Source organism: Citrobacter amalonaticus, from assembly GCF_037053465.1.
Taxonomy (GTDB): domain Bacteria; phylum Pseudomonadota; class Gammaproteobacteria; order Enterobacterales; family Enterobacteriaceae; genus Citrobacter_A; species Citrobacter_A amalonaticus_H.
Genome location: NZ_JBALIF010000005.1, coordinates 149,932 through 167,653, shown reverse-complemented (window position 1 = coordinate 167,653; position 17,722 = coordinate 149,932). Strand labels below are relative to the sequence as shown.

Genomic DNA, 17,722 nt, shown 5'->3' with positions numbered 1-17,722 from the left:
GTATCTCCGCAGGCCGGATAAGGTGTTGTGCCGCTATCCGGCAAAACTGCCTGATGACGCTGCGCTTATCAGGCCTACGGGAAATCTTGTTGTAGGCCGGATAAGGCGCTGGTCGTTTTACTGCGGCATCGCCTCGCGTGGGATAATGGCCCCGCGATGTTGGATAACGGTGCTGGCGGTCAGATGCCCCCGTTTTGCCGCAGCGGCGGCATCACCACCGGTTAAACGCACAGCCAGATACCCGGCGCTGAACGAATCGCCAGCGGCAGTGGTATCAATCACTTTCTCTTTTGGCAATTTCACCGCAGGCACATCGATCAGGTTTTCGCCGTTGATGGAGACCAGGCAGGATTGCGCGCCACGTTTTACTACCACTTCCTGAACACCTGCGGCATGTGTGCGGGCAATCACCTCGTCAACGGGCTTCTCGCCCCAAAGCGCATCTTCATCGTCCAGCGTCAGGAAGGCGATATCAGTGCATTCCAGCATCTGCTGATAGACCTGCTGTGTCTCTTCTTTACTGGCCCACAGGCGCGGACGGTAGTTATTGTCAAAAATCACTTTACCGCCGTTGGCGCGGCATTCGCGCAGTAACGACAGTAGCTTGTCACGGCTGGATGGACTCAGGATCGCGAGGCTTATCCCGCTGAGATAAAGATAATCAAAGGTGGCCAACGTTTCGCAGATGGCGGCGGACTGTTCACTCTCCAGCCAGAACTTCGCCGCCGCTTCGTTACGCCAGTAGTAGAACGTGCGCTCACCGGTGTCGTCAGTTTCAATGTAATAGAGGCCAGGCAAACGGTTCTCCATCCGCTGTGTGAGCGAGGTGTCCACGCTTTCGCCTTGCCATGATTCCAGCATCTGCTGGCTGAAACTGTCCGTGCCCAGCGCCGTGACATAGTGTACGGAAAGCGCCGCCGCATCCACCTGGCGGGCAATGTAAACGGACGTATTCAACGTATCGCCACCGAAGCCGCGCTGAACGTCAGCGCCTTTCTGTGACAGTTCAATCATGCATTCGCCAATCACGGCAATCTTTTTGGACATAGTCGTGAACCTGCTTTGAAAAAAATTAGCGTTAGTGTGCGCTGTGGAAGGTTGCGTGGTCAATCATATTAAAACAACGTTCCATTATTTTTTTGAGCCAGTCCATATTCTGTGTTGGTTTTGACACAGGCGTTTTCGCTTTTGCGTGCGACTCAACATAAAGTTCTCGGTCGGCGGGCCGATAACCTTTGACGAGTCGGGGCAGTAACACACTTAATCACGGGACATCTGAGATGATAAACCAGGTTATCCAGCAGCGAAGCAATTCCGGGGCAAGCGTTGAAAGCTTGCAGGATCGGCGCTTTTGGCTGCAGTGTGAGCGTGTTTATACTTATCAGCCCATTTATCAGACCAATGGTCATCTGTTGGCCGTTGAACTGTTAACGGTGGTGACGCATCCGGACAATCCAGCCCAGCGTCTGGCGCCCGATCGCTATTTCGCTGAAGTCGCGGTACGCCAGCGCATTGACGTTGTGAAAGAGCAGCTACAATTGCTGGAACAGAAGGCCGACTTTTTCCGTCATCATGCACTGCTGGCCTCGGTGAACGTCGATGGCCCAACGCTGCTGGCGATGCGTCAACAGCCAGAGGTTGTCCAGACGATTGAGCGTATGCCCTGGCTGCGCTTTGAACTGGTTGAACATATCCATCTGCCGAAAGAGGCCTCTTTCGCCAGTATGTGTGAATTTGGACCGCTATGGCTTGATGATTTTGGCACCGGAATGGCTAATTTCTCCGCGCTAAGCGAAGTCCGTTACGATTACATCAAAGTGGCGCGCGAGCTGTTCATGATGCTGCGCCAGACGCCCGAAGGGCGCAATCTCTTCACCATGTTGTTGCAGTTGATGAACCGCTATTGCCGCGGCGTTATTGTTGAAGGGGTGGAGACACTCGACGAGTGGCGCGATGTACAACGCTCTCCTGCCTTCGCCGCACAGGGCTATTTCCTGTCTCGCCCGGTGCCATTCGCCCACCTCGATGAGGTCATTCTTTCACTGTAAACCCTCCGCTTCCGCTAAATCCGCCGGTCTGGACTATCTTTAGGACAGGCAAGGAAAGACGAGAGGAAGCAAAATATGACCAAAGCCGGAAAAATTACTGCTGCTGTGACAGGGACTTTCTTGTTGTTGATCGTGGTTGCGATCGTCCTGATTGCAACATTTGACTGGAACCGCCTCAAACCGACCATCAACCAGAAAGTCTCTGCCGAACTGAACCGACCGTTTGCCATTCGTGGCGATTTGGGCGTCGTGTGGGAACGTCAAAAGCAGGAGACCGGCTGGCGTAGCTGGGTGCCGTGGCCGCATGTTCATGCTGAAGACATTGTTGTTGGCAACCCACCTGATATTCCTGAAGTCACAATGGTTCATCTTCCTCGTGTGGAGGCGACGCTCGCTCCATTGGCGCTGTTGACCAAAACCGTCTGGCTGCCGTGGGTCAAGCTGGTGAAGCCTGATGCGCGGCTGATTCGTCTGTCTGAAAAAAACAATAACTGGACGTTTAATCTCGCCAGCAGTGAAAACAAAGACCCTGACGCGCAACCTTCTGACTGGTCATTCCGGCTGGATAACATTCTCTTTGATCAGGGGCGGGTAGCCATTGACGATAAGGTCAGCAACGCCGATATCGAGATCCTGGTCGATCCGTTAGGCAAACCGTTGCCGTTCAGTGAGGTCACTGGCAACAAAGGGAAAGGTGAACACACGAAAGTGGAAGACTATGTGTTTGGCCTGAAGGCGCAGGGGCGCTACAACGGTGAGCCGCTGAGCGGTACGGGGAAAATGGGCGGTATGCTGGCGCTGCGTGGCGAAGACGCATCGTTTCCGGTGCAGGCGGATTTCCGCTCCGGCAATACCCGGGTGGCGTTCGTGGGGGTGGTCAACGATCCTATGAAGATGGGCGGCGTTGATCTCCAACTGAAATTTTCCGGGGATTCACTGGGCGAGCTGTATGACCTGACCGGTGTATTACTGCCGGATACGCCACCGTTTGAAACGGATGGCCGTCTGGTGGCGAAAATCGAACCCGAAAAATCGTCAGTATTTGATTATCAAGGATTTAATGGCCGGATTGGCGACAGTGACATCCACGGTTCGCTGACCTACACCACGGGGAAACCGCGCCCGAAGCTGGAAGGCGAGGTGGAGTCGCGCCAGCTCAGACTGGCGGATTTGGGGCCGCTGATTGGGGTTGATTCCGGCAAGGACGCGGACCAGGCGAAACGCCAGGAACAGAAAAAGGGCGAGAAGAGCGCGCAACCGGCAGACAAAGTGCTGCCCTACGATCGCTTCGAAACGGATAAATGGAACGTGATGGATGCCGATGTGCATTTTAAGGGGCGTCGTATCGAACATGGCAGCAGCCTGCCCATCAGCGATCTCTCAACGCACATCATTCTGAAGAATGCCGATCTGCGCCTGCAACCGCTGAAGTTTGGTCTGGCGGGGGGCAGTATCAATGCGAACCTTCATCTGGAAGGAGATAAAAAGCCGATGCAAGGGCGCGCGGAGATTCAGGCGCGGCGGCTGAAACTCAAAGCGCTGATGCCGAATGTTGAACTGATGCAGAAAACGCTCGGTGAAATGAACGGTGACGCTGAGTTTCGCGGGACAGGAAACTCCGTGGCGGCGCTGCTGGGGAACAGCAATGGTAACCTGAAACTCCTGATGAACGACGGGCTGATCAGCCGCAACCTGATGGAAATCGTCGGGCTGAACGTCGGAAACTTCATCGTCGGGCAAATTTTTGGCGATGACGAAGTGCGGGTCAACTGCGCGGCGGCTAATCTCGATATTGCCAACGGCGTGGCGCGTCCACAAATTTTCGCCTTTGACACCGAAAACGCGCTGATTAACGTCACCGGGACGGCCAGTTTTGCCTCAGAGCAACTGGATCTCACCATCGACCCGGAAAGCAAAGGCATCCGTATTATCACGTTGCGTTCACCGCTGTACGTTCGCGGTACGTTTAAGAACCCCCAGGCGGGGGTGAAAGCCGGGCCGTTGATTGCCCGAGGCGCAGTGGCGGCGGCGCTGGCAACGTTAGTGACCCCTGCTGCCGCGCTGCTGGCGCTGATTTCTCCGTCAGAAGGCGATGCCAACCAGTGCCGAACGATTTTGTCGCAGATGAAGAAGTGAAGGTCAGTGTCTGAAGCGAGTTTGTAGGCCGGATAAGCGTCAGCGCCATCCGGCTACATCTCAAAGCGACTGATGCCGCGTTTCGTGAGTCAACAGCAAGGCGATCAGGGTTAACGCTGCCATCGACGCCAGATAAAGGCCCACGGCCGGTAAACCATAGCTGGACTGTAACCATGTGGCGATATACGGCGCAACGGAGGCACCCAGAATCGAGGCGACGTTATAGGAGAATGATGCGCCGGTGTAACGTACCTCAGTCGGGAACAGCTCAGGCAACAGCGCGCCCATCGGCCCAAACGTCAGCCCCATCAGGCTCAGACCCAGCAGCAGGAACGCGAAAACCAGCACCGGATTGCCGGAGCCCAGCAGCGGTTTAAACGCGAACAGCGCAAACAGAATAATCATTGTGGTGATGATCACCATGCTTTTGCGGCGACCAAAAGCGTCAGCGAGCAGGCCCGCAACGGGGACCATCACGCCAAAGCCTATTACCGCCATCATCAGCATCCACAGCACTTCGTTGCGCGGCAGACCAAGCCCAACCGGTGCGGCGGCGGTACTGAACGTCATCGAATAGACGGTCATGATGTAAAACAGCGTATAGGTCGCCAGCATGATGAAGGTGCCGAGGATTGTCACGCGGACATGTTTGGTCAGCAGCGTGCCGAGCGGGATTTTCACCTGTTTTTTGGCGGCGGCCACTTTAGCGAACACCGGCGTTTCATGCAGGGAAACGCGAACGTACAGACCGATAATCACCAGCACGGCCGAGAAGATGAACGGTACGCGCCAGCCCCAGCTCATGAACTGTTCGTCCGTCAGCAGCCAGGAGAGCAGCAGGAAGGTCCCGTTGGCAAAGAAGAAACCAATCGGTGCGCCCAATTGCGGGAAAGAACCGTACAGCGCACGCTTACGCGGCGGGGCGTTCTCCGTCGCCAGCAGCGCCGCGCCGCCCCATTCGCCGCCGAGCCCCAACCCCTGGCCGAAACGGGCCAGCGCCAGCAGCAGCGGAGCGAAGATGCCAATGGTGGCATAGCCCGGCAGCAGGCCGATAATCACCGTCGAGATCCCCATGGTCAGCAATGACGCCACCAGCGTCACTTTACGCCCCACCCGGTCGCCAAAGTGGCCGAAAAGCGCGGAACCTATCGGGCGGGCGACAAAGGCGATGGCGAACGTGGCGAGCGACTGCAGCGTGGCGGCCGTCGGGTCACCCTGCGGGAAGAAGATGTGCGGGAAGACAATCACTGCGGCGGTCGCGTAAATGTAAAAGTCGAAGAACTCGATGGCGGTGCCAATGAGTGAGGCGATGACGACTTTATTGCGTGAGTTGACCGGCGTGTGTTCCTGTTCGTTATCGAGTGTGGTGGCGGTTGCTTGCATAGTATTTTCTTATTTTTTGTCGGACGAACGGCCATATTACGCACAGCAAAAGCGACATTTCAATCTGTAACAAAGACGAGAAATGGTCAAAAAACAGGCAAAAAGCGGATAATGTTTACACTCGCGATTTCGCGTCTATGAAATGCTTCACATAATTTCCAACTTGGTTGATAAAACTGGTTTTTGGTTAAATAAAAGTTAAGGAGTGGATTTTAATGCTGAATGAGTGGCGCGAGGCGGAAGTAAGTGCCTGACCCTATTCCCGGATGGCGACGCAGGGCGCTTATCTGACCTGGGTAGCGGGCGAACGGTAGGCCGGATAAGCGCAGCGCCATCCGGCACAATACCGCGCATCAGCGGTGCGTTTTGCCCGGCATCCGTGGATCGTCTTTGTACTGGGCGGTGGCAATCCAGGCCGCGCAGAACAGCGTCAGACGCGCAAAGAAGTAGAAGAACGCCATTAATCCCAGCACGGAACCAAATGCCGCGCCGGAAGGGGATTTCACCAGCGCAGGTAAGGTCCAGGTCATAATGATTTTGATCACTTCAAAGCCGATCGCCGCGATAAACGTCCCGCGAATCAGCGCTTTTTTACGCGGGCGATGGCGTGGTAAGCGCCAGAAAATCCAGAAGAACAGCAGATAGTTAGCAAAAATAGAGATCGCCAGGCCAATCAGACGCCACGCAGGTTTCAGCCATTCAATGCTGTCGAGATACAGGGCGGAGATAATCATCTGCTGCGCTGAACCGGCGACTGAGGTGATCGACAACGTTACAATCAGCGCAATCAGCAGGCCTATCAGGGAGATAAAATCGCGCAGGTATTTAATCCAGATTTTCTCCTGATCCTGCGGCGTGCGTTCCCAGACGTCACGCGACTGGGCCCGGATTGCCTCGCGCAGGTTGCCCATCCAGTTGATGCCGGAATAAAGGGCAATCCCTAACCCAAGCAGGCCGACGGTGGTACGCTGCTGCACTGCCGTATTGATGGTGCTTTTCAACGTGGCGGCAAGCGTGGGGTCGCTGACGTTCATCAGGATTTTGTTAAAGATGTCCTGTAACAGCGTGGGATGTGACGCGAGGACAAAACCCGCGGCGGCAAACGACACCATCAGAATGGGAATCATCGACAAAAACGAGAAATAGGTAATGGCTGCGCCAAACTGGTTGCCTAACCGGTCGTTAAAGCGTTCAGTAGCGCGCAGCAGGTGGGCAATCACGGGGATCTGCTGGATTTTGTCTACCGTTGTGGTCACCGTGTTCAGCGTCTGGCGGGCAGCGCCTTTTTTCTCATGCTTTTCAGGCTCAGTCGTATCGACTTTGCGAATCGGGTCGTGTTCAAGTTCCTGAGTTGGGCGTTTTACGTTGTTATCCTGCGTCATCAGGTCGGTCGTCCTTCTTTCGTTAATTCTCTGGACAGTATAGCGTCTCAGTCCACGTAGTCCTTCATCACGCCGGTCAGCCACTCCATAAACAGGTGTACACGCCGTGAGAGATTGCGTCGGTGGGGATAGAGCAACGACACCGGCATGGGTGCGGCGCGATATTGTGGCAGAATTTCAACGAGGATACCGCTGCGTAATGCATCACGAACGCCCACCCGAGGCACCTGAATAATTCCCAGCCCCGCGAGGCAGGCGGCATGATAGGTTTCCGTGCTGTTTACCGTCAGCGTGCCGCCGGTTTTTATCCATTGCGTCCCGTTGCTGGCGGCGATTTCAAAACCCAACGGTCGTGTTCCCAGATTCTGTGAATAATGCACCACCGCGTGGGAAGCAAGATCGTCAAGACTTTCCGGATATCCAAAACGCTCCAGATATTGTCGGCTGGCGCAGTTGATCACGGTGAGTTTTCCCACTGGACGCGCGATCAAACCCGAATCCTTCAGGATGCCGACGCGAACCACACAATCAAAACCTTCGCGAATCAAATCTACCAGCCGATCGCTGCTGCTTAATTCCAGTTCAATCCCCGGATATTGCTGTAAAAAAGCGGGCAGACGGGGGATCACCAGATTTCTCGCCACGCCAACCGGCATATCCACCCGCAGCTTGCCACTGATGCTGGTGGGATCATGCTGAAACAAGCCATCCAGCTCATCCAGATTGCTCAGCAGATCCTTTGCCCGGTCGTAATAGACCATACCGTCCTGCGTCAGTTGGACCCGGCGCGTTGTGCGATGCAAAAGCTGTGTTCCCAGGTGGTTTTCCAGCGCCTGGATTTGGCGCGATACGCTACCTTTAGGAAGTCCCAGCGTGTCAGCGGCGCGAGAAAAACTCTCCAGCTCTGCGACACGAATGAATAATTGCATTGCATGAATTTTATCCATTCTGTGGCCCTATTGTTGTTGTGGATGAAACAGTCATGCGTAACTGGCGACATTTATTGTTTTTCTAGCACCTAATAAGCTTGATCTCAATCTTCACAACAGCGGAAATGAGGTTCTTATGACGCAACGTATCGCATTAGTGACCGGCGGCAGCCGTGGATTGGGGAAAAACGCCGCGCTGAAACTGGCAGACAAAGGAACGGATATTATCTTTACCTGGAACAGCCAAAAACAGGCAGCGCTGGATGTTGTTGCAGAAATTGAGCAAAAAGGCAGAAAAGCTGCGGCAATTCAATTGAATGTCGGGGATACCGCCGGGTTTGCCGTTTTTGCTACAGAGGTGAAAGCGCAACTGCACACGCACTGGCAGCGGGCGTCGTTTGATTATTTAGTGAACAATGCCGGAATCGGTTTGTACGCGCCGTTCGTGGACACTTCGGAAGAGATGTTTGACGAGCTGATGCGCATCCATTTCAAAGGTCCGTTTTTCCTGACGCAGCACCTGCTGCCGCTGATTAACGACGGCGGTCGTATTCTGAATGTGTCCACCGGGCTGGCGCGTTTCGCTTTGCCGGGGTATGCCGCCTATGCGTCCATGAAAGGGGCGATGGAAGTGCTGACACGTTATCAGGCGAAAGAGCTGGGCGTGCGTGGAATATCCGTTAACGCTATCGCGCCGGGGGCGATTGAAACCGATTTTGGCGGCGGACGCCTGCGGGATAATAAAGAGCTGAACGCGTTTGTGGCGTCACAAACGGCACTGGGGCGTGCGGGTCTGCCCGATGATATCGGTGATGCCATTGCCGCGTTACTGAGTGATGAACTGGCCTGGATGACGGCACAGCGTATTGAAGTGTCGGGAGGGATGTTCCTGTAATTGGCGATTCAATGCCGCTCCCCGCTCGCGAAATTAGCAATACATGCCAACTCTGATTTTGTTACATATTGCCGCGCAGGAGAGAATGTCTTTTCTCATGCGCGGCTGTTATTTTATTGTGAAATTAATTTTCTATAAAAACAATAAGGCGCTAAATTTAAGGATTTCCTTATTAATCAGGCGTATTTTTAGCCGAAAATGTAATTCTTATATTTCAGGTGTAAAAAATCGTTTATTCACTTCTCTCCTGAGAGAATATCTGTAAAATAGCCCACCGCCTAATGGCAGGTTTATATTTTACCCCTCGGGTAATACCCTTTCCTTCCTTAATGATATTATCGGAAACGGTGGAGAGAATAATGCAAATCATCATGTTTGACAGGCAGTCAATATTTGTTCATGGAATGAAGATAAGTTTACAACAACGAATTCCAGGAGTGAGTATTCAGGGTGTCAGTCAGGTTGATGATCTCTGGTACAAACTGGAAGAAAACCCGGAAGCCATGCTGATGCTGGATGGCGATCTGGACAGCGAGTTTTTTCACGGGCTATTGCTAAAGGCGATGCAGCAATTTCCCTTAGTCAAAATCTTAATTATTGCTACGAACTGCAGTAAGAAAGGATTTCAGGACCTGGCGCAATATAATGTCCATGCCCTTATTCCGCGTGATTCAGATGCGGAGATATTTGTTCTGGCGATAAATAGCGTCAAGATGGGGATGATGTTTTTACCCAGTGAATGGATAACGAATCCGCCGACGGAATGTCGTGATATTAAATCGTTGAGTGCCCGCCAGCGGGAAATATTAACGATGCTGGCGGCAGGCGAATCAAATAAGGAGATTAGCCGCTCGTTAAATATCAGCACCGGAACCGTAAAAGCGCATCTTGAATCGCTTTATCGTCGGCTGGATGTGAAAAATCGTACCCAGGCGGCCATGTTACTGGCACAGTATTAGTAACCTTATTGTTATGTTACGACCGGAGACGCTTCGGTCGTAACATCATCACGTTTTAATAGCCCCAACAGCCCGTCATTCTGCCAGCGCCGATGTAACCAGTAACTTTCTCTGAGCGTCCCTTCCAGACCAAATCCCGCTCTTTCCAGCACATGTCCCGACGCCCGCTTGCCGCGAATCGAATGCTTCACGGATCTCGTTCTCACTGCGTGCATCGGTAACTTAACGTATCTCTTGAGAAATTTCTCAATGTTCACGCAACGGTCACTGTAATATCTGTTGAAGTTGTTATATCTATAAAAACTCATAATTAAAACAATGAACTAAAGCAAAATTAATGACCTCCGCAGAGAGGCGCTTTTGCATAAGGAAGAGAATGACGATTAGCGTTTTGACCACACGCACCACGTTCGAACACTGCCTGGGGATTATTCGCCAGGCCTCCGTTGAAATTCTCCTGCTGCTGGGCGTTCACGCGTCCGACGGGAAAGATCCGCGCTGGTTCCTGGAGCAACTGGACCAGGCGCGTCTGAATCTGGGCGGCTGGAGCCAGGTTGCTAGGCGTTTGCACCTCAACGACGCGCAACTGAGCCAGTTAACGCTGCAACTGCGCCACCTTCAGCAGTGTGTGCCACAATACGAAAGTGGACAGGACGTCAGTGAAAACCAATTGATTGCCGCCCTGCGTGTGGTGACATCCCTTGAGCGATTGCGTGAACACCAGTCGTTGCTCAACTATAAAACAGATATTGAAGAGGCGGACCACAGTCAACAAATGCGGGCGGAGCGGCAACTGCGGACGATTGAGTTGACCCTGGCCGCACTGATCGCGCAGATGTGGCCAGATAAATCGCAGCTTAACAACCATCTTAAAGAAAACTTCGGCGCCGATAAGCTCAGACGCTGGATCAAGCAGGGCGATCGTCAGGACCCGTTGAGCGGTATGCGTTTCAGCGAGCTGGCATTGATGATCGTCGATAAGAAGGCTTTTTCCCGCCACTATTCCCGGATTTTTAATGATGCGTCGGTCTTAACGCTATTTGTTGAACCTCGTCTGACGCTGCGGGTGTTTCTGGATGATTGTCGGCAGGTGCGCAACAAAGTGTTAGCCGGCGAGCCTTTGTCGTCAGCACAACTGACATTACTCTCCTGCCAGTTCCAGCATATAGTGCGCCCTGTGCAACGGGCCTGTGAGCAGGGACGCGCGCGTATAAACCCCGCCGCGCTCATGATTGTGGAAGAGGGGCAACTGGCGCAGTTTTGGGAAAATGCCCGGCAAAAGGATAAGCAGTCGGGCGGTGATGCAGAGGAGATCAGCGAATCTATTGAACCGCTGCGCAAACGCCCGCTGCGCACCGCAGAAGAGCGTGAACAGCTTATTACCGGTATGCTCTGGGCAGGCGTAGGCGTGATGGTATTCGCCATTCTTGGCGGCGGGGTGTGGCTGGTGAGTTCGCAACCTCCAGCGCCTGCGCCAAACATTCAAATTACTCAGGCGGAACCCAAACGCGAAGTGCCTTCCGCGCGTGAACAGGTGACGCAGATGGGCATTACCTGGGATACGTTTAACATGCGTGCCGCCATCGATCGCAATGACAGCCGGGTGACGGCGCTCTTTTTACAGGGCGGCATGAACTGGCAGGTGTCGTGGACTGAAGCGGCGTTTGCCCGTAACAATACCGATGTTCTGGCGCTGCTGCTTCGCTATCCTTCGCAGATGGATGAAAGCAAACCCTGTCGGCGCTTCATTAATACGCTCGGTCACGCGATGTCCGGCGGCGCGCCGCTGACGCGCGAACACAAAGCCTATCTGCAACAGTTTTGCACCGTGCCTGCCGTCGTATCGCGACAGCAGCGTGATGCCGAGCAGGCAGCGTTGCGCTACCGCGCCGAGCCCAGCGCGGATAACAAGAAATGGCTGAAGATTCATGAGGCTATTTATGAGGTCATTCAGTAAAGGTGATGCAAAACGGTCCATGCCGGATAAGGCAAAATCGCCATCCGGCACGTTATTCCCTGATGCTTAAGAATTCATCCGGTTACGGTTCCCCATAGAGCCCGATCAGTCGGCGTACCACGCCGTTGGTCCAGCCAAAGCCATCCTGCAGCGGATATTCCCCGCCGCCCCCTTCGCGTGGGGTGCCGCTGGCGATGTGGTATTTCTCGATGAGCTTATGATGCTGCTGATAAAAATGATTCACCGTGTGCAGCCAGCTATGAGCGATTTCATCGCCCAGCGCGTCATCGCCATACATCTTAAAGCCCTGGATCGCCATCCACTGTAGCGGCGCCCAGCCGTTCGGTTTATCCCATTGTTCACCCGTTTCGTATTCGGTAGCGAGAATGCCGCCAGGCGTGAGCAGGCGAGCCCGCACGGTATCTCCCAGGCGATCGGCCTGTTCATGGGTCGCCATACCGACGTAGAGCGGCACGATACTGGCGGCAGAGAACAGCGCCATTTGCTCGCGCCGCCAGTCATAATCGCGATAGCAGCCATTTTCCTCATCCCACAAATAGTGATTCACAGCGGCCCGGCGATCGCTCGCCTTCTGGCGGAACTGCGCCTCAACGTCACGTTCGCCTTTCAGCGCTGAGATATTGGCGATGGTGCTTTCCAGTTTGAACAGGAAGGCATTGAGATCAATAGGGATAAACTGCGTCGTGCGAATGCTCGCCAGACGTCCGGCGTCGCGCAACCAGCGGGAGGAATAGTCCCAGCCGGAGGCGGCACCGGCGCGCAGGTCGCGATACACTTCATTCGGCGGGCGGCCTGAATGTTTGGCGGTTTCCACATCTTCCAGCCACGACTCATCGCGCGGGGTGTCACGATCGTCCCAGTAGCGGTTAAGCAGAGAACCATCCGGCATTCTGACCACATGTCGGTAGGCCTGGTTAAGCACCAGCGATTCCGCGCCGTCCATCCAGAAGGCGTATTCCATCTTCAGATGGTCCAGATAGCGCCGGGCTCCGCGTACGCCGTCCTCTTCGAATAGCTCGACCATCAGCGCAAACACCGGCGGCTGTGAGCGACTGAGATAATAGGTGCGATTGCCATTGGGAATATGGCCGTAGTTTTCGATCATCCACGCAAAGTTATCCGCCATACATTTCAGTAAATCTTCCCGCCCGCTTTCCGCCAGGCCGAGCATGGTGAAATAGGAGTCCCAGTAATAGGTTTCGCTAAAGCGGCCGCCCGGCACGATATAGGACTGCGGCAGAGCCAACAGAGACGACCACGGAATATGATCCTGCGGTTCGCGGGTTAATACCGGCCACAGTTGGTCGATATGTTCTTTCAGGGAGTTTTCCGGGTTGGAAACATATTCCGTGCCGTACACTTCCGGAAGCCAGAAGTGATTTTCGACAAACTGCCGCAGGTCGAAATCCCGATGGCGTTTGACTTTACGATAGCGAATCAGAATATCGAGCGGATCCATTTTCGGCGCGCAGTCGGGAAAGGTTTTGCTGTCGGCAAAAATTTTCGAGGACTGTACGTGTTCGAACAGTTCGAGATAACGATCGGCTGGCGTCAGGGCATCAGAGGCAGGAAGCCCTTCAATCATCTCAGGTTCCGGTTCTGCCTCGATCATCTCATCCAGCTTTAACTCGCACGGATCCGTTTCGTAGATAAGATCGACATCGATCGTAAATTCCTCTGACGGGACGTGTTGTAGTTTCTGGTTGATCATAATGAGAAGGACCTCCGGATTGCGTCGTAAAGGATACGGGTGTTGCCCGGCTGTCTTTTAAGCGTAGACATTCGCTTCGGTGTGTGGGGTGCAAAGTGTGCGGTAGGTCACATTTACGTTGCAGCCTGAAAATAAGCTAATAATATAGATTGCTGATAATTCAAAATAATTTCTTTCCTGTTGTGTATTATTAAAAACCTATTTTAGGAACATTCAAATGCAATACTTTGTGAATAAGATAAACCTTACATACAATAGGGAGAAGCTATCTCATCGATAGATACCTCCCATGTTATTAGTTGATACTTATCAAATTAGCCTGTCACTTATTTCCTATTATGGCAGGGTCCCATCCGGACAACCTCTTTTGTATTTTTCTGGGTCACAATAACTCACAACCGTGAGGGTAAAATAATGAAAACCATTACCCGTCTTACCGCGATTGCCGCAGCTGGCATCGTTATCTGTTATTTCGGATTATCAGGTTATGTCTGGTATCACGATAAACAACGCAGTCAGGTCGCGTCCGTTCAGGCCTCTGCAAAGGAAGAAAATAATCAGGTTCTGGGATTTTTACGAGAGAAGGGATGCGATTATTGTCATACCCCTTCCGCAGAATTACCTTTTTATGTCTCCTTTCCCATCGCCAAACAGTTGATGAATTACGACATTCAACTGGGATATAAATCTTTCAACCTTGAAGCCGTTCGTGCTGCGCTGCTGAAGGATGAACCTGTTTCGCAAAGCGATCTTAATAAGATTGAATGGGTGATGCAGTATGAAACCATGCCGCCAACGCGTTATACCGCTCTGCACTGGGCCGGAAAGGTGAGTGATGAAGAACGGCAGATGATTCTTGACTGGATTACGAAACAGCGTGAGCAATATTACGCCAGCAACGACACCGCCGCTCAGCATCGCAATGAGCCGGTGCAGCCGATCCCGAAATCGTTGCCAACCGACGCGCAAAAAGTGGCGCTTGGTTTTACGCTGTATCACGATCCGCGTTTGTCCGGCGACAGCACTATATCTTGTGCGCATTGCCACGCCCTTAATGCGGGCGGCGTGGATGGAAGGAAGACCTCAATTGGCGTCGGCGGGGCGGTTGGACCTATCAACGCGCCGACGGTGTTCAACTCCGTATTTAACGTCGAGCAGTTCTGGGATGGTCGCGCGCCGACGTTGCAGGCACAGGCGGGTGGGCCACCGCTGAACCCAATCGAAATGGCATCGAAGTCCTGGGATGAGATCATCGGCAAACTCGATAAAGACCCGGTTCTTAAGCAGCAATTCCTCGCGGTCTATCCGCAGGGATTCAGCGGCGACACAATCACCGATGCGATTGCTGAATTTGAGAAAACGTTGATTACGCCCGATTCAGCCTTCGATAAATGGCTGCGCGGCGACGAAAACGCGCTGACGGCGCAACAGAAGCATGGCTATCAATTGTTTAAGGACAATAAGTGCGCCACCTGCCACGGCGGGATCATTTTGGGTGGGCGTTCGTTTGAGCCGCTGGGCCTGAAGCAGGACTTTAATTTTGGCGAAGTGACTGCGGCGGATATTGGGCGTATGAACGTCACTAAAGAGATGCGCGATAAACTACGCCAGAAAGTCCCCGGTCTGCGTAACGTAGCGCTTACCGCGCCATACTTCCACCGTGGCGATGTCCCGACGCTGGATGGGGCCGTGAAGCTGATGTTGCGTTATCAGGTGGGTAAAGAGATTCCGCAGGAAGATATCGATGATATCGTCGCCTTCCTTGAGAGTCTGAACGGGGTGTATACGCCGTATATGCAGGATAAGTAAAGCAATATGCCGGATAGCGCTGATGCCCTGTCCGGCATTTTTAATGCTTAACGCATCGTCACGAACTCTTCTGCGGCGGTGGGGTGAATCGCCACGGTGTTGTCAAAGTCCTTCTTGGTCGCGCCCATCTTCAGCGCCACCGCAAAGCCCTGCAACATTTCATCCATACCGAAACCGATGCCGTGGATGCCGACAATCTTCTCTTCCGCGCCGACGCATACTAACTTCATGCGGCACGGCTGACGGTGTGAGGTGACGGCGGTATACATCGCGGTGAACGAGGATTTATACACTTTCACCTGACCGTCGCCATACTGCTCGCGGGCTTGTGGTTCGGTCAGGCCCACGGTGCCGATCGGCGGGTGGCTGAAGACCACGGTAGGGATATTGCTGTAGTCCAGATGCTCATCCGGCTTGTTGTTAAACAGGCGTTCAGAGAGACGACGACCCGCCGCAACGGCAACCGGGGTCAGCTCGACAGCGCCGGTGTTATCTCCGACCGCATAAATCCCGTCCACGCTGGTGTTCTGGTATTTATCGACGACGATATACCCTTTTTCATTTGTTTTTACGCCGGTCGCTGCCAGGTTGAAATTATCGGTGGCTGGCTCGCGACCAATCGCCCAAATCAGACAATCGACCGTTTCGCTGCGACCGTCTTCCAGCTCCAGCGTCAGGCTGCCGTCGGCGTTTTTCACCACCGCTTTCGGAATGGCGTGGGTATGAAGCTGAGGCCCTTCGGCATTCATCACTTCGATCAGCGTTTCGGTGATCATCGGGTCAAAGCTGCGCAGCGGCGCGTGTTTACGCACGAACAGATGGGTTTTGGCCCCCAGGCCGTTAATCACGCCCGCCAGTTCCACTGCGATATAACCCGCGCCTACAACGGCGACGCGCTCTGGCAGCGCAGGCAGTTCAAAGAAACCATCGGAGTCGATACCGTATTCCACGCCCGGAATATCCGGATGGCTCGGACGACCGCCTGTCGCGATAAGAATATGGTCGGCGGTGATGGTCTCACCGTTCACTTCGATGGTTTTAGCATCGACGAAACGGGCGAAACCTTTGATCACATCCACGTTATTCTTACCCAGTACGTTGTCATACGAGGTGTGAATACGGTCGATATAGGCGGTACGGCTGGCAATCAGCGTATCCCAGTTGAATTTATTGATGGTGGTGTCAAACCCGTAGTCCGGGCCATACATGTGGATGGCTTCGCGGATTTGCGCGGCATGCCACATTACCTTTTTCGGTACGCAACCGACGTTGACGCAGGTGCCGCCCAGCTCTTTAGCTTCAATCAGCGCACACTTCTGGCCGTACATCGCTGCACGGTTAATCGAGGCGATACCGCCGCTGCCACCGCCGATGGCGATGTAGTCATAATGCTTGCTCATGAGTCTTATCCTTTCGTTCTGATTGCCGCGATTGTATACCTGAAACACATTGGTTCCACCGATGGCTGCGATTACTCAGGCACGATCCAGTTTACCGAAGTATGTCCGGTTCCGGCGGGTACCAGCTTGCTGTGCAGCCACGGCAGTACGTTGTTCATTTGTTCTTCCAGTTTCCACGGTGGGTTGATCACAATCATTCCGGAGGCGGTCATGCCGCGCTGATCGCTGTCCGGACGCACCGCCAGCTCGATTTGCAGAATTTTACGGATGCCGGTGGCTTCCAGATCGTGCACCATGCGTTTGATTTGCTGGCGTAATACCACGGGATACCACAGCGCGTAAGTTCCGGTCGCAAAACGCTTATAGCCTTCGGCTATCCCGGCAACGACAGCCTGGTAGTCTGATTTAATTTCATAAGGTGGATCGATAAGAATCAAACCGCGACGTGAAACCGGCGGCAGCTTTGCTTTCAACTGCTGGTAACCGTCTGCGCGGGCCACGCGGGCGCGCTCATCTTTCTGGAATTCTCCGCGTAACAGCGGGAAATCGCTCGGATGCAGTTCCGTCAGAAGCAGGCTGTCCTGTTCGCGCAACAGTTGGCGGGCGATCAGCGGTGAGCCAGGGTAGTAACGCAGTTGCCCGCTACGGTTGAAGTGCTCGACCACGCCGATATACGGTTCAAGTTCGCTTGGCAGGCCATCCTGCTGCCAGATGCGCGCAATACCTTCCAGGTATTCCCCGGTGCGTTCCGCATGCTCACTGCTTAACTGATAACGCCCCGCGCCTGCATGGGTGTCCAGATAGAGGAACGGTTTTTCTTTCTCTTTGAGCGCTTCAATAATCAGGCTCTGAACCGTGTGTTTAAGGACGTCGGCGTGGTTGCCAGCGTGGAAGCTGTGGCGATAACTGAGCATGGGTAAACGTGTTCCAGGTTATAAACGCAGGCCCGATAGCCTTGCGCTTTCGGGCGAATAAAAAGCACATCGCCACAGTATACAGAAAAGTCACCGCCGCCGCGAAAGCGCATCGCCCGGCATTGAAATTCACTACACTTAACCCCATGCTACGTATATTACGTGCCGGATGGCGGCT

14 protein-coding genes are annotated in these 17,722 nt (G+C 53.7%); 6 read left to right on the top strand and 8 right to left on the bottom strand.

What is annotated here, in order from left to right; all coding sequences use genetic code 11:
* Positions 1–117: 117 nt before the first annotated feature.
* On the bottom strand, positions 118–1,047 hold the full coding sequence (locus tag WB371_RS10480) for a sugar kinase (protein WP_336220003.1): 930 nt from the start codon (positions 1,045–1,047) through the stop codon (positions 118–120).
* Positions 1,048–1,280: 233 nt separating this feature from the next.
* Here WB371_RS10480 and pdeH point away from each other — a divergent pair, with 233 nt between their 5' ends.
* Both pdeH and WB371_RS10470 read left to right on the top strand, forming a co-directional pair.
* Positions 1,281–2,048 (top strand): cyclic-guanylate-specific phosphodiesterase, encoded by a 768-nt coding sequence (gene pdeH, locus WB371_RS10475; protein WP_336220002.1) that lies wholly within the window; start codon positions 1,281–1,283, stop codon positions 2,046–2,048.
* A 75-nt stretch (positions 2,049–2,123) separates the two neighbouring features.
* Entirely contained in the window at positions 2,124–4,184 is a 2,061-nt protein-coding gene (locus WB371_RS10470) for an AsmA family protein (RefSeq protein WP_336220001.1), read from the top strand.
* 60 nt (positions 4,185–4,244) lie between these two features.
* Here the strand turns inward: WB371_RS10470 and WB371_RS10465 are convergent, their stop codons facing one another.
* From WB371_RS10465 to WB371_RS10455, 3 genes are all read right to left on the bottom strand, one after another.
* A complete protein-coding gene (locus WB371_RS10465; protein ID WP_336220000.1) occupies positions 4,245–5,567 on the bottom strand; it encodes an MFS transporter in 1,323 nt (440 codons plus the stop codon).
* Positions 5,568–5,920: 353 nt separating this feature from the next.
* On the bottom strand, positions 5,921–6,949 hold the full coding sequence (gene yhjD / locus WB371_RS10460; protein ID WP_336219999.1) for an inner membrane protein YhjD: 1,029 nt from the start codon (positions 6,947–6,949) through the stop codon (positions 5,921–5,923).
* 47 nt (positions 6,950–6,996) lie between these two features.
* On the bottom strand, positions 6,997–7,896 hold the full coding sequence (locus WB371_RS10455; RefSeq protein ID WP_336219998.1) for a LysR family transcriptional regulator: 900 nt from the start codon (positions 7,894–7,896) through the stop codon (positions 6,997–6,999).
* 118 nt (positions 7,897–8,014) lie between these two features.
* Here WB371_RS10455 and WB371_RS10450 point away from each other — a divergent pair, with 118 nt between their 5' ends.
* Positions 8,015–8,773 (top strand): SDR family NAD(P)-dependent oxidoreductase, encoded by a 759-nt coding sequence (locus WB371_RS10450; protein WP_336219997.1) that lies wholly within the window; start codon positions 8,015–8,017, stop codon positions 8,771–8,773.
* Between the two features lie 359 nt (positions 8,774–9,132).
* Complete coding sequence (locus WB371_RS10445) at positions 9,133–9,732, top strand: response regulator transcription factor (RefSeq protein ID WP_336219996.1); 600 nt, start codon at positions 9,133–9,135, stop codon at positions 9,730–9,732.
* Positions 9,733–9,743: 11 nt separating this feature from the next.
* Here the strand turns inward: WB371_RS10445 and WB371_RS10440 are convergent, their stop codons facing one another.
* Positions 9,744–9,923: a hypothetical protein gene (locus WB371_RS10440; protein WP_336220194.1), complete on the bottom strand. Its 180-nt coding sequence runs from the start codon at positions 9,921–9,923 to the stop codon at positions 9,744–9,746.
* A 185-nt stretch (positions 9,924–10,108) separates the two neighbouring features.
* Between WB371_RS10440 and WB371_RS10435 the strand changes: the two genes are divergently transcribed.
* Complete coding sequence (locus WB371_RS10435; RefSeq protein WP_336219995.1) at positions 10,109–11,689, top strand: STY4199 family HEPN domain-containing protein; 1,581 nt, start codon at positions 10,109–10,111, stop codon at positions 11,687–11,689.
* Positions 11,690–11,771: 82 nt separating this feature from the next.
* On the opposite strand, the gene WB371_RS10430 is transcribed toward WB371_RS10435, so the two are convergent.
* Positions 11,772–13,421, bottom strand: coding sequence for an alpha,alpha-trehalase (locus WB371_RS10430; RefSeq protein ID WP_336219994.1), 1,650 nt, complete (start codon positions 13,419–13,421; stop codon positions 11,772–11,774).
* A gap of 414 nt (positions 13,422–13,835) precedes the next feature.
* On the opposite strand from WB371_RS10430, the gene WB371_RS10425 reads away from it, so the two are divergent.
* A complete protein-coding gene (locus WB371_RS10425; protein WP_336219993.1) occupies positions 13,836–15,230 on the top strand; it encodes a cytochrome-c peroxidase in 1,395 nt (464 codons plus the stop codon).
* Positions 15,231–15,277: 47 nt separating this feature from the next.
* Here the strand turns inward: WB371_RS10425 and gorA are convergent, their stop codons facing one another.
* Both gorA and WB371_RS10415 read right to left on the bottom strand, forming a co-directional pair.
* Positions 15,278–16,630 carry a glutathione-disulfide reductase gene (gorA, locus tag WB371_RS10420; protein WP_336219992.1) on the bottom strand — a complete coding sequence of 451 codons (1,353 nt, stop codon included), beginning with the start codon at positions 16,628–16,630 and terminating at the stop codon, positions 15,278–15,280.
* Between the two features lie 71 nt (positions 16,631–16,701).
* Complete coding sequence (locus WB371_RS10415) at positions 16,702–17,544, bottom strand: 23S rRNA (adenine(2030)-N(6))-methyltransferase RlmJ (protein WP_336219991.1); 843 nt, start codon at positions 17,542–17,544, stop codon at positions 16,702–16,704.
* Positions 17,545–17,722: the final 178 nt, after the last annotated feature.

What these genes read in the sequence shown, in the direction of transcription:
- gorA (WP_336219992.1), bottom strand. Translation starts at nt 16,630, where the DNA reads ATGAGCAAGCATTATGACTACATCGCCATCGGCGGTGGCAGCGGCGGT.
- WB371_RS10465 (WP_336220000.1), bottom strand. Translation starts at nt 5,567, where the DNA reads ATGCAAGCAACCGCCACCACACTCGATAACGAACAGGAACACACGCCG.
- WB371_RS10435 (WP_336219995.1), top strand. Translation starts at nt 10,109, where the DNA reads ATGACGATTAGCGTTTTGACCACACGCACCACGTTCGAACACTGCCTG.
- WB371_RS10470 (WP_336220001.1), top strand. Translation starts at nt 2,124, where the DNA reads ATGACCAAAGCCGGAAAAATTACTGCTGCTGTGACAGGGACTTTCTTG.
- WB371_RS10450 (WP_336219997.1), top strand. Translation starts at nt 8,015, where the DNA reads ATGACGCAACGTATCGCATTAGTGACCGGCGGCAGCCGTGGATTGGGG.
- pdeH (WP_336220002.1), top strand. Translation starts at nt 1,281, where the DNA reads ATGATAAACCAGGTTATCCAGCAGCGAAGCAATTCCGGGGCAAGCGTT.
- WB371_RS10430 (WP_336219994.1), bottom strand. Translation starts at nt 13,421, where the DNA reads ATGATCAACCAGAAACTACAACACGTCCCGTCAGAGGAATTTACGATC.
- WB371_RS10455 (WP_336219998.1), bottom strand. Translation starts at nt 7,896, where the DNA reads ATGGATAAAATTCATGCAATGCAATTATTCATTCGTGTCGCAGAGCTG.
- WB371_RS10445 (WP_336219996.1), top strand. Translation starts at nt 9,133, where the DNA reads ATGCAAATCATCATGTTTGACAGGCAGTCAATATTTGTTCATGGAATG.
- WB371_RS10415 (WP_336219991.1), bottom strand. Translation starts at nt 17,544, where the DNA reads ATGCTCAGTTATCGCCACAGCTTCCACGCTGGCAACCACGCCGACGTC.
- WB371_RS10480 (WP_336220003.1), bottom strand. Translation starts at nt 1,047, where the DNA reads ATGTCCAAAAAGATTGCCGTGATTGGCGAATGCATGATTGAACTGTCA.
- yhjD (WP_336219999.1), bottom strand. Translation starts at nt 6,949, where the DNA reads ATGACGCAGGATAACAACGTAAAACGCCCAACTCAGGAACTTGAACAC.
- WB371_RS10425 (WP_336219993.1), top strand. Translation starts at nt 13,836, where the DNA reads ATGAAAACCATTACCCGTCTTACCGCGATTGCCGCAGCTGGCATCGTT.